General features: G+C 46.5%; 10 protein-coding genes. 3 read left to right on the forward strand and 7 right to left on the reverse strand.

The window, feature by feature from the left end:
• The 4 genes from VN105_RS11475 to VN105_RS11490 all read right to left on the reverse strand — a co-directional run.
• On the reverse strand, positions 1-193 hold a 193-nt coding region (locus VN105_RS11475), incomplete at its 3' end, for a hypothetical protein (RefSeq protein WP_325640950.1).
• 226 nt (positions 194-419) lie between these two features.
• Positions 420-1,751: a TolC family protein gene (locus tag VN105_RS11480; protein ID WP_325640952.1), complete on the reverse strand. Its 1,332-nt coding sequence runs from the start codon at positions 1,749-1,751 to the stop codon at positions 420-422.
• Positions 1,752-1,786: 35 nt separating this feature from the next.
• A complete protein-coding gene (locus tag VN105_RS11485; protein WP_325640954.1) occupies positions 1,787-4,915 on the reverse strand; it encodes an efflux RND transporter permease subunit in 3,129 nt (1,042 codons plus the stop codon).
• Between the two features lie 78 nt (positions 4,916-4,993).
• Positions 4,994-6,082, reverse strand: a complete 1,089-nt coding sequence (locus VN105_RS11490) for an efflux RND transporter periplasmic adaptor subunit (RefSeq protein WP_325640956.1) — start codon at positions 6,080-6,082, stop codon at positions 4,994-4,996.
• 452 nt (positions 6,083-6,534) lie between these two features.
• Between VN105_RS11490 and VN105_RS11495 the strand changes: the two genes are divergently transcribed.
• From VN105_RS11495 to rnc, 3 genes are read left to right on the forward strand one after another with little or no spacing between them, the layout of a single operon-like run.
• The gene (locus tag VN105_RS11495) at positions 6,535-6,771 is read left to right on the forward strand and encodes an acyl carrier protein (RefSeq protein ID WP_012788038.1); all 237 of its coding nucleotides are present in this window, start codon (positions 6,535-6,537) and stop codon (positions 6,769-6,771) included.
• 23 nt (positions 6,772-6,794) lie between these two features.
• Complete coding sequence (gene fabF / locus VN105_RS11500) at positions 6,795-8,048, forward strand: beta-ketoacyl-ACP synthase II (RefSeq protein WP_325640958.1); 1,254 nt, start codon at positions 6,795-6,797, stop codon at positions 8,046-8,048.
• Positions 8,049-8,058: 10 nt separating this feature from the next.
• A complete protein-coding gene (gene rnc, locus VN105_RS11505; RefSeq protein WP_325640960.1) occupies positions 8,059-8,778 on the forward strand; it encodes a ribonuclease III in 720 nt (239 codons plus the stop codon).
• Between the two features lie 12 nt (positions 8,779-8,790).
• Here rnc and VN105_RS11510 read toward each other — a convergent pair whose 3' ends face one another.
• The 3 genes from VN105_RS11510 to VN105_RS11520 all read right to left on the reverse strand — a co-directional run.
• Positions 8,791-9,471: a GyrI-like domain-containing protein gene (locus VN105_RS11510; protein WP_325640962.1), complete on the reverse strand. Its 681-nt coding sequence runs from the start codon at positions 9,469-9,471 to the stop codon at positions 8,791-8,793.
• Positions 9,472-9,517: 46 nt separating this feature from the next.
• Complete coding sequence (locus VN105_RS11515) at positions 9,518-10,549, reverse strand: DJ-1/PfpI family protein (RefSeq protein ID WP_325640964.1); 1,032 nt, start codon at positions 10,547-10,549, stop codon at positions 9,518-9,520.
• Between the two features lie 75 nt (positions 10,550-10,624).
• On the reverse strand, positions 10,625-11,608 hold a 984-nt coding region (locus VN105_RS11520), incomplete at its 5' end, for a YafY family protein (RefSeq protein WP_325640966.1).

An 11,608-nucleotide genomic window follows, 5' to 3' on the forward strand; every position in this document is an offset into this window, starting at 1 on the left:
ATTCAATAGTACCTTTGCCGAATTGTTTGTTCTTAATCCAGGCTACCCCGGGGCCGGGGGCTTCATTTAAATGAATCACAGCACCACTGACAGCCATCCGGTTCACGGCACGGAGCTCCTGTGCCTCCTGTGCGTTGCATATGCTGTTAAAAGAAACGATGCCACTGAAGGCCAATAGAAGGTAACGTAACATGTTTATCCTGTTTTATAATCCGGATGGATTATTTGCAAAACCATGCCGGATGGCGGACCTTTGAATGGTAGTATATTTTACATTATATATTGTTAAATGTGTTCGTTATTGATACAATACCCTGTTCATGCCCGCACAGTTGGAGCCGTGATTTGCCCGGAAATAAGAAGCGGATAAGCAGGACATCTCTCCCTTACTTATCCGCTTACAATATAAAAAAATTAAACTATTGTAGTAATGCCCCATTCAACCTGCCCAGCTCTGTTTCTGCGAGCTTGGTATTATAGCGGGCCTGTATCAGCCGGTAGTAAGAATCTTCCAGGCTTTGTTGCGCTATTTTTACTTCCAGGATAGTAGACACACCCTGTTTGAAACGTTCTAAAGCCACCATCGCATTTTCCCTTGCCAGGTCATTGGTTTCTTCTTCCAGCGACACCTGTTTTTTATAGTATTCGTAGTCTTTGAATGCGTTGTTCAGTGAAAGATCTACCTGGGATTTTACATTATCCAGCGTGATGTTCTGAAAATCAAAATCTATCCTTGCATTCTGCACCTGTCTTTTTACATTAAAGCCGTTAAAAATTGGGATCGCAGCGGTAAATCCATAATTGAAAACGCCATTCCTGCTGAATTTAGGGCTGAAGGCATTGGTGGCAGCATTAGAGGTATTCCGGTTATAATTATAGCCTGAATTGAAGGATATTACCGGGAAGTAATCTGCCTTGCGTTCCTTTACGGTGAGCGCGGAAATGTTCACATTTTGTTGCTGTACTTTGATAGCCGTGTTGTTGTTGGCAATGTTTTGCTGCAATACAGCAAAGGAAAGACCGCTGTTTAACGGGATAGAGTCCACCACATCATAGCCGGTAGCGCCCGCAGGTACAGCCATCAGCTGGTTCAGCAGTGCTTTACTTTGTTCTATCAGTGTTTGCTGGCGAATATATAAAGCCTTCTGTGCATTGAGATCTACCTTTGATTGCAGCAGGTCCGTTTTAGGAGCAAGACCAGTACTGAATTTTGCATCAGAGAGTTTTACCCGTTCTTCGGAGATAGACATCTGCTCTGCCAATGCTTTTAACTGTTGCTTTTGCTGTACAATGTTATAGTATCCGCCGATGATAGTGGAGATGGAATTTTGTACCTGGTCTTTGATAGCCAGTTCGCCGAGATCGCGGATAGACGCCACCTTATTACGTGTAGCAAACATTTTTAAACCATCGAACAGCGTCCAGCTAAGCGTCACATTTCCTGTCAGGTTATTGCTCTTAATGCCGCTCGTGTCGCGTTTGGTGCCATTCACAAATTCCTGTTTGGTGGCGGTGTTGTTCCAGGTGGTTCCTGCAGTGCCATTCAAACGTGGTGCAAATGCAAAATTTGCATAAGCGTAATCGTTAGCTGCCAGTTCTGCGGTATTCCTGGCCAAACGGATATCGTAGTTATTTTTCAGTGCCACATCTATCGCCTGTTCGAGGGTAAGTACCTGCTGCTGTGCTTTTAACGCACCTGCACTTACCATGATCAGGAATAAGAGGAAACACTTCTTTATATTTTTCATCATAAATAGCATATCGTGATCATTCAAATCTGTTATACTCAGGCATGTGCTGCTGCTACCTGTGCTTCTTCATCGTTTTCCGTTTCATCTTCTTCACCAGCTTTGTGCAGGCCCCTGCGCGACAGGAAGGTGTACATGGCCGGGATTACAAACAGCGTCAGCACCAGTGAAAATATGATTCCGCCTACAATAACAATCCCCAGTGGAATACGGCTGGTGGCCGCCGCACCCAGCGACATGGCAATCGGTAACGCGCCGAGGGCCATCGCAAGGCTCGTCATCAGGATAGGACGTAAACGCATAGACGAAGCATGGATCACCGCTTCTGATTTTTGCATGCCGGAATCACGCTGATGGTTAGCAAATTCCACGATCAGGATACCGTTTTTCGTTACCAGCCCTATCAGCATAATTACACCAATCTGTGAGAAGATATTCCATGTTTGATTAAATATCCACAGCGAAAGTAATGCCCCTGCAAATGCCAGTGGCACGGTTAACATGATAATGAGCGGATCTACCCAGCTTTCAAACTGCGCGGCCAGTACCAGGTAAATAAGCACCAGCGCCAGTACCAGCGCAAACATTGTATTGGAGCCACTTTCCGCATAATCGCGGGAAGAGCCTGACAGGGCGGTATTGAAGGAGTCGTTCAGCACATGTTCCTGCTGCAGTTTATTGTAGATGCGATACATCTCGTTAATTCCGTCGCCGATGGTCCGGCCCGGAGCCAGTCCTGCAGATACGGTCGCCGATTTGTAACGGTTAAAGTGATAAATGATCGGCGGGCTGGTTTCTTCTTCAATACTTACCACGTTATCCAGCTGTATGGCTTCGCCGCGGGAATTGCGTACATACAGGTTCTGAAGATCCATCGGATCATCGCGGTCGGCGCGGAACACCTGTCCCATTACCTGGTACTGTTTACCGTTCCTGATGAAATAACCATAGCGGAGATTACTCAGCGCCAGCTGTAACGTGGAGGAAATATCCTGCACGGAAACGCCGAGCTGTGTTGCCTTGTCGCGGTTAATATGAATGCGCAGTTCCGGTTTATTGAATTTAAGATCCACATCTGTTCCCTGGAAAACGGGGCTATTGCCTACTTCTTCCATGAACTTCGGCAGCACGGTGGTGAGACTGTCGAAATTGATATGTTCCAATACAAAGGATACCGGCAACCCGCTGCGGCGGCCTACCTGGATAGTTTGTGTTTCAATGGCAAATACTTTACCCTCAGGGAATTTATTCATATTCCTGTTCACCATATTCACAATATCTTTCTGGGAGCGGGTACGGTCATGAGGCTCTGTGAGCATCACGTTGGCAAAGGCTGTATTTACTGCGCCGCCGCCGCTGAAACCGGGAGCGGTTACGCTCAGGATGATCTTCTTTTCAGGAATGGAATCGATCATGAACTTAGTGAGCTTATCCACATAGTCATCCATGTAGTCGAACGCGGTACCTTCCGGCGTGGTAATGGAAAGGCGGAAAGTACTGCGGTCTTCCAGGGGCGCCAGTTCCGACTGCAGTGTTTTAAAAAGAAAATAAATCATTACAAGACAACCGGCAATGATTAACCCGGCCACCCAGCGAAACCGCATAAACCCTTGCAGTGATTTCTGGTATCCGTCTTCCATCCAGCGGAAGAAAGGTTCTGTTTTAGTATAGAACCAGGAATGGGTATGTGTTTTACGGCCCAGTTTTACGTTGAGTACAGGTGTTAATGTAAGTGATACAAAGGCAGATATGATTACCGCGCCGGCTACCACAATACCAAACTCACGAAATAGTTGTCCTACGAAACCCTGGAGGAAGATAATCGGTAAGAATACAAATGCCAGTGTGATCGACGTAGCGATAACGGCAAAGAATATTTCTTCAGATCCTTCCCTGGCGGCCCGCATACGGGGCATCCCCTGTTCTATCTTCTTATAAATATTTTCGGTTACCACAATACCATCATCCACCACAAGACCGGTAGCCAGTACAATGGCCAGCAGGGTGAGGATATTGATGGTAAAGCCGCAGGCATACATAATAAAGAAGGCGCCGATCAGGGATACGGGAATATCGATGAGCGGACGGAGGGCCATGAGCCAGTCGCGGAAGAACAGGTATACGATAATAATTACCAGTACCAGTGCCACTATAAGGGTTTCTTCCACTTCTTCAATGGATTTTTTGATGAAGCGGGTGTTGTCCATGGCGATATTCACGGAGTAATCTTCCGGGATATCTTTTTTCAGCTGTTCGAACCTTTTATAAAATTCATCTGCGATAGCTACATAGTTGGAGCCGGGCTGCGGGATAAGCGCGAGTGCAATCATGGGACTGCCTGATTCCTTCAGCACGGTTTCTTCATTTTCCGGGCCAAGTACTGCCTGGCCAATATCGCGGATACGTATTTCGCTGCCGTTTACATTTTTGATGATCAGGCCGTTGAAGTCCTCTTCAGATACAAGCCGGCCGAAGGTACGCACGGTGAAGTCGGTGGCATTACCGGCTATTTTCCCGGAGGGCAGTTCCACGTTTTCGCGTAACAGGGCGGCTTGTACATCACCGGGGGTGAGGCTATAGGAAGATAACCTGGCAGGATCCATCCAGATACGCATGGCGTATCGTTTTTCACCCCATATCTGTATGGCGCTTACGCCGGGAATGGTTTGGAGTTTTTCCAGTAGTACGTTGGAGGCGTATTCGGTTACTTCCAGCTGGTTGCGGGTGTTACTCTGCACCGTCATGGAAATGATGGGATCGGAGTTGGCGTCCTGCTTGGACACTACCGGTGGCGCATCAATATCGGGTGGTAGCTGGCGCAATGCCTGTGATACTTTATCACGAACGTCGTTCGTAGCGCCTTCCAGGTCTTGCCCCAGTTCAAATTCAACAGTGATATTACTGCTTCCCTGGCTGCTGCTGGAAGAGATATTTTTGATCCCTGCAATACCATTGATCTGTTTTTCCAATGGTTCAGTGATCTGTGTTTCGATGATGTCGGAGTTAGCGCCTGCGTAGGAGGTGCGTACGTTCACGATAGGCGGATCGATTGCCGGGAAATCCCTTACCCCCAGAAAAGTAAAGCCCACCAGGCCGAATATCACGATAATGATATTCATCACGATAGCAAATACCGGGCGTTTGAGAGATAATGAAGGTAAACTCATGATAATTATTTTCAGATTTTCCTGCCGGGCTTCCCTTTGGCAGTGAGGCTGCCGGGGATAGAGCGGGGTGGAAAATGATTATTGTATCTTATTGTACTTCAACTGCATGCCTGGTTTCAGCTGGAGGATACCAGTGATAATAACCGTATCACCGGGCTGGAGGCCGCTGGTGATCTGTACGCTGCTTTCTGTTCTGATGCCTGTTTCTACTGTTACAAATTTGGCTTTGCCTTTATCGGCTATAATTACTTTTTTATCACGGGTACCGGGAATAACTGCCTGGGATGGTATCAGCAGGGCATCGGGCAGGTCTTTCAGCAAAATTTTCACTTTGGCGAAGGAGCCCGGGAACAGGATACCGCTATTATTAGGAACGATGGCACGGAGTTTTACAGTACGGGTGGTAAGGTCTATTTTAGGATCGATAGCATAAATGCTGCCTTTATATTCTTTATTGTCGCCGGAAACTAAAAAGTTGACCTGGTCGCCGTTCTTAATGGAATTACGGTATTTTTCTGCAACAGAGAAGTCCATTTTAAGCGGATCTATCTGCTGGAGGGTAGTAATAATGGTGGTAGAAGATACGATGGCGCCTTCACTGACATTACGTAAGCCGAGTTTGCCACTGAAGGGAGCCCGCAGTTCGGTTTTCTGTAACTGGGTCTGGGTATATTCCATATCTGCGCCGTAAGCGCTTACCTGGTTACGGGTCACATCTACATCCTGCTGGCTGATACCATTTATTTTAAGGAGATTTTCCTGGCGTTCCAGGGTTGTTTTAGCCAGTTGTTGCTGCAATTTCAGTTTTTGAAGCTGTGCTTTAAGGTCTTCATCATATAGTTTAACAAGGAGGTCCCCTTTTCTAACGGAGGTGCCTTCTTTAAAATAGAGGTGTGTGATACGGCCATTGATTTCCGGTTTTACTTCCACTTCTTCATTGCTTTGCAAGGTGCCGCTTGCTTCAATAGACTGATCGAGCCGGGATGTTTTAACGATCCAGGCATCAGTGAGCAGTAGCCGGGAAGCGCCTCCTTTGGCTCCTGATGCGGCAGCAGCTGGCTCTGCGGCAGGTTTGTTGCCGGCTATCTTCTTATAAACGAGGAAAATGACGATACCGGCTGCGGCCAATATAACTATTGTGCGAACGGTCTTTTTGGTGATGGCCATATCTTTTTTTATATATTTTTCTAACTTTTTACTATTGGTTCATAACACAGAAACAGGCTCCAAAAGGGATATCACCTCACAAGCCGGACAAATTTACGCATTGAGGGGGCTGAATGCTCCCGGCAACTGTTAAATAGCGTTAATGCTTTAGATAAGTGGTGAAATAACCGGTTGAATGGAGATATTTAAAGATTTATATGTTTTGAATTTTCAGAGAATGGCGTAATTGTCCCGAAAAAGGCGACTTTTGTGGTAAAATATGCAAATCTGTAATCCAGCCAGTATCAAAAATATATAAATTCTTTTATTAACAAAGCTATGAATATGTTTACTGTATTGGGTTTGGTGAGATTGTTCCTGCCGGGGCGTCCTTAAAATTCGGGCTATCTGTTGGCAATTCAATAAAAATTATATTTTTGCAGTCAAGTTTTAAACCAAAAACACTTAAAATTATGTCAGACATTGCATCAAGAGTTAAAAAGATCATCATTGACAAATTGGGCGTTGACGAAGCCGAGGTAACTCCTGAAGCCAGCTTCACCAACGACTTAGGCGCTGACTCTTTGGATACGGTAGAACTGATTATGGAATTCGAAAAAGAATTCAACATCTCCATTCCTGACGAACAAGCTGAAACTATTACTACTGTTGGCCAGGCAGTTGCTTACCTGGAAGAACATGTAAAATAATCCTACTAATCAGAATTGTTTTAATGCAACCAAGACGAGTTGTCGTTACAGGTTTAGGCGCTCTTACACCGCTCGGCAATACTGTAGCCGATTTCTGGCACGGATTGACGAACGGTGTATCCGGCGCGGATTATATCAAGCAATTTGATGCTTCCAAGTTCAAAACCCGTTTTGCTTGCGAACTGAAAAATTTTGATCCTGCTAACTACCTGGACAAAAAGGAGGCCCGTAAAATGGACCCCTTTACACAAACGGCTGTAATTGCCGCAGATCAGGCGATACTGGACGCCAATATCAATAAAGACAAGATCAATGCTGATCGTGTTGGAGTGATATGGGGTACTGGTGTTGGAGGTATGATCAATTTCAGTCATGAGCTGAGAGATTTCCACACAGGGGATGGTACGCCCCGCTTCAGTCCTTTCTTAATTCCGAGGCTTATTCTTGACATTGCTGCCGGGTACATTTCTATCCGTCACGGTTTCAGGGGGCCTAATTTTTCCGTTGTATCTGCCTGCGCATCGGCTACCAATGCTATTATTGAAGCCATGTACAGTATCCGTTACGGTAAAACCGATATGGTAATTACAGGCGGCTCGGAAAATGTGATCAACGAACCTTGTGTTGGCGGTTTCAACGCCATGAAGGCTTTGTCTGAAAGGAATGAAGATCCAAAAACAGCTTCCCGTCCCTTTGATCTTGACCGTGATGGTTTTGTAATGGGTGAAGGAGCCGGTGCCCTTGTACTGGAGTCGTTAGAACACGCACAGGAAAGAGGCGCCAAAATTTACGCAGAACTGGCCGGCGGCGGCGCAACTGCAGATGCATACCACATTACCGCACCACATCCGGAAGGACTGGGGGCACTCAATGTAATGCGGAATGCTTTGGTAGATGCCGGGATGCAGGCAAACGAAATAGATTATATCAACGTTCACGGTACTTCCACCCCATTGGGAGATATTGCCGAAGTAAAAGCCATTCAGCACGTTTTTGAAGAGCATGCCTATAAAATGAACATCAGCTCTACAAAATCAATGACAGGGCACTTACTCGGGGCTGCCGGCGCCGTTGAATCCATAGCCGTAATTATGTCTATCATCGATAGCATAGTTCCTCCTACGATCAACCACTTTAATGACGACCCGCAATTAGACCCGAAACTGAATTTTACTTTCAATATCGCACAAAGGAGAGAAGTAAACGCCGGATTGTCCAACACCTTTGGATTTGGCGGACATAACGCTTCCGTGATTTTTAAAAAATTTGTTCCTTGATCTTGATTGTGTGAGTTTACTGCCAGGTTTTTTATATCGACTTGTTTCCAAAAAAAGGCACTTATATAAAGAGCTGCACAACCTGCTGGGTTTTCCGCCCGGTAACTTTGCCCTTTATGAAGTGGCCCTGAGCCATCGTTCCAGTAAAGAGAAATTCCTGGAAAGCAACGAACGGCTGGAATACCTCGGTGACGCTATTCTCGGCGCCATCGTGGGAGATTATCTCTTTAAAAAATATCCCTATAAAACAGAAGGTTATTTAACAGAGATGCGCTCCAAGATCGTTAACCGGCAACAACTGAACGATATCGCTATCAAAATGGGCCTGCGTAAGCTCACTATCTACGACAAATACAACAGCTTCCTCAAAATCAGCCAGATATTTGGCAATACGCTCGAAGCCCTCGTAGGCGCGGTATACCTGGACCGCGGTTATAATAAAACCCAACAGTTTGTGCATAAACGCATTATCATGCCTTACATAGACATGGAACTGCTGGAAACCGTGGAAATGAACCACAAAAACAAATTGTACGGCTGGGCCAATAAAAACGGCAAAACGCTGGAGTTTGAACTGCTCGAAGAGCAGATGGACAATGGCCGGCGTATCTTTACCGTTGGCGCCGTAGTGGATGGACAGCTCATTTGCAGCGGTAAAGCCTTCAATAAAAAAGATGCCAGCCAGATTGCCGCACAGCAAGCCATTATACAGCTGGGGTTAACCGACTAGCCTTTATCATTCTTACTTTCTTACCGGGTGTCTCAATATCGTTTTCAGCTTTGCCGGCGCTGTTTTCCTGTAGTCTGATAAATAAATTTCATGATGACGCCCATTCATATGCAGTCCCTGCTGCTGCATGAAATCATCCATTTTTTTCAATGATACCGGCTCCTCGCTGAAAGGACCAATATGCATAAGTTGCACACACAACCCTTCTTCAATGTATTTAAGATCTACCTGCCGGATGAATGCGGATTTTTTCTTTTTTTCTGCGGAAAGCACCGCTTCTGAAAACAGCTGCCGTGTAATGTGATCCGGCATCCTGATGGCCAGTTCATAATGCCATTGATCGCGGGGCACTTCAAGAGGATTCACGTTGTTGTTTTCCACCCACCAGAAGCCTTCCAGCTTACTCACAATAAAGTCGATGCCCCTGTGTTTGCTGCCGAACTTAATACCATAAGCTACTGTATACAACGCTTCCGTAACCTCGCTAAAGGCGGCCCCGTTGGGATCGCCTTTTCCTGTGATGGTTATAAACAAACCTTTTTCCATGGTGGTCAGTTCCGGTGTTTTAGCAGCGGAATAGTATGGTTTAAATTCTTTGGTCAGATCCAGTTTACTCATATTTTTCAATGTTAATTGTACATCAAAAGCAAAGGCAGCGAGCAGCAGCCAGCCCGAGATGATATAGACTTTCATTTTTTCAGGATTAAAATCCCCCGGAATGCCGGGGGATGCTTAGCGGTTAACTCACACCAATCTGTATGTTGGTAATATTTTGCTCCGGTTGTTCAAAATTATACCGGAGATATTGTTCCCTCGTATAGCCGGTTACCTGCATGTTCAGCATTCCAATGCCGGCGAACAGCTTACCGTAAGTAGTGGCCAATTGCTCCCAGGCGCCATGGTGCTGCATGCTTACGCAGTTAAAGGCAGGAAGCGTTTCGCAATGCCACGAAGCAGCAACAGGTTTTACGGCTGTTACCGGAAGGCCTATATCCAGGGTAAATACGGTATCGGGCTTCCCGTCGAAATTGCGGTAATGCCATTCCGGTGCGCCGCATATTTCCATTCCGGCGTTGATGGCCTCCTGGTATACCTCTTTGATAGCGGTACGTACAAGAGATATCATGCCGGCATAGTTAGTTTCGTAGCGCTGATAGAAGAAGTGAAAGGGCGCTGCCGTCAGCATCTCCGGAAGAACGGCCGATTGATCAAAGAAGCCGAACCAGAATTTAAGGGGTTCTATCTCCAGTAAATTAAAATGCTGATAGATGGCTTTGGCAAAAGCAGTCATTGCAGTACCGCTGGCCGTAATGATCTGTTTACCGGCTACCGCAGGCGCCTGCTGGTATTGGTTGGCGCCTTTATAAGCGGGGGCCTGTAGTTTTAATACTTCGGGATGATTGCTGGTATGGGCAATATTATCAAGAAAACCATGTTGTGCCAGTAAAACGGTGGCGCCGCAAATAGCGGCAATTGTTTTCTGCTGTGCCAGTAATTGCTTTACCAGCGGGACAACAGCAGTATTGGCGCCATTCTCCATTGCAGTCCCGCCGGGGAGTATGAGCAGGTCGATATCGGCTTTCATTGCCTCCTCAAGGCTTATGTGGGGTTGTACTTTCAGTCCCCCGCCGGAGGTAATGGCTTCGCCGGTAAAGGAAAAGGTAACAATGCGGGCATCTGTGAAGTTTGCTATGCCATACAGGGCCAGTGCAGGTTCCCAATCCGAATAGCTATCGAACAGGAATACATAACAATTGCGAAGCTGGTTCATATTTGTATCGTTTTTGATCACAATACAAAGCAACAACCGGGTTGTGACAACCTTATGTCAGCAGTATCCGGAAATTTATAAATAATGTCCGTGTAACTCCGTTATAAGGTTTCCTATGGTGGTTTTTAGCTCTTCCGGCTGAAGTACATCCGCCTGGTTGCCAAACATAATGAGCCAGCGGGCAAAGTAATTCAGAGAGGAATGCAGGAAGGTAAGTTCTGTTTTATCGCCCACCACCTTTTCTTCCATAAGGCCAAAGTAGTACTTCTGTTCCCTTACATACCGTATTACTTCGTTGTCCAGGGCTATTTTAATGAGGTAGGTATTTTCGGTTTCAGTGTGCCTGCTGCGTTGTTGCTCCAGGTAGTCCTGCAAAGACAGGTGTTTATCTTTTTTATAAGTGGCCGGCAGTACACTTAGTTTACGGATCCGGTCTACCCGGAAATCGCGGTAACCCTGCCTCAGGCGGCAGTAAGCGATCAGGTGCCAGTTGGCGCTGCTGTGGAAAATGCCCACCGGTTCTACTTCCCTGCGGGTAGCCACTTCTTCCTGGAAGGAAAAGTACTCCATACTGATCACCTGGTTCATGCCCAGGGCCTGCTGAATATCGGAAAGGAAGCGGTTGGGGAACTCGGATGCCTCTGACACTACGGGGCGGAACCGCAGCACGGCAATGTTCTCATCCAGTGATTCCAGGTAGTCTTTTTCTGTTCCACGGAGCACGGAGCGGATCTTTTCCATTGCCAGGCTGAACTGTTTCCGGTTGCTATGGTCGCTGAACTGTTCCATCAGTTTTTCTCCTGTGAGGAGCGCTGCCGCCTCTTCTTTTGAAAACATAACGGGGGGCAAATGATACCCTTCCACGATGTAATAGCCAGTACCTGCTTCCGCCCCGATGGGTACACCAGCCTCCTGCAGGGCTTTTACATCCCTGTATACCGTTCTCAGACTGATGTTAAAGCGATCAGCAATTTCGGAGGCCTTTACTATTTTTTTACCCTGTAATTGTATGAGGATGGCGGTAAGCCGGTCGATACGGTTCATGGAAGTATTCAATTC

This window comes from Chitinophaga sp., assembly GCF_035564935.1.
GTDB lineage: Bacteria > Bacteroidota > Bacteroidia > Chitinophagales > Chitinophagaceae > Chitinophaga.

Coding starts and splice junctions, on each gene's coding strand:
- VN105_RS11480 (WP_325640952.1), bottom strand. CDS start 1,751: ATGATGAAAAATATAAAGAAGTGTTTCCTCTTATTCCTGATCATGGTA.
- VN105_RS11485 (WP_325640954.1), bottom strand. CDS start 4,915: ATGAGTTTACCTTCATTATCTCTCAAACGCCCGGTATTTGCTATCGTG.
- VN105_RS11490 (WP_325640956.1), bottom strand. CDS start 6,082: ATGGCCATCACCAAAAAGACCGTTCGCACAATAGTTATATTGGCCGCA.
- VN105_RS11495 (WP_012788038.1), top strand. CDS start 6,535: ATGTCAGACATTGCATCAAGAGTTAAAAAGATCATCATTGACAAATTG.
- fabF (WP_325640958.1), top strand. CDS start 6,795: ATGCAACCAAGACGAGTTGTCGTTACAGGTTTAGGCGCTCTTACACCG.
- VN105_RS11510 (WP_325640962.1), bottom strand. CDS start 9,471: ATGAAAGTCTATATCATCTCGGGCTGGCTGCTGCTCGCTGCCTTTGCT.
- VN105_RS11515 (WP_325640964.1), bottom strand. CDS start 10,549: ATGAACCAGCTTCGCAATTGTTATGTATTCCTGTTCGATAGCTATTCG.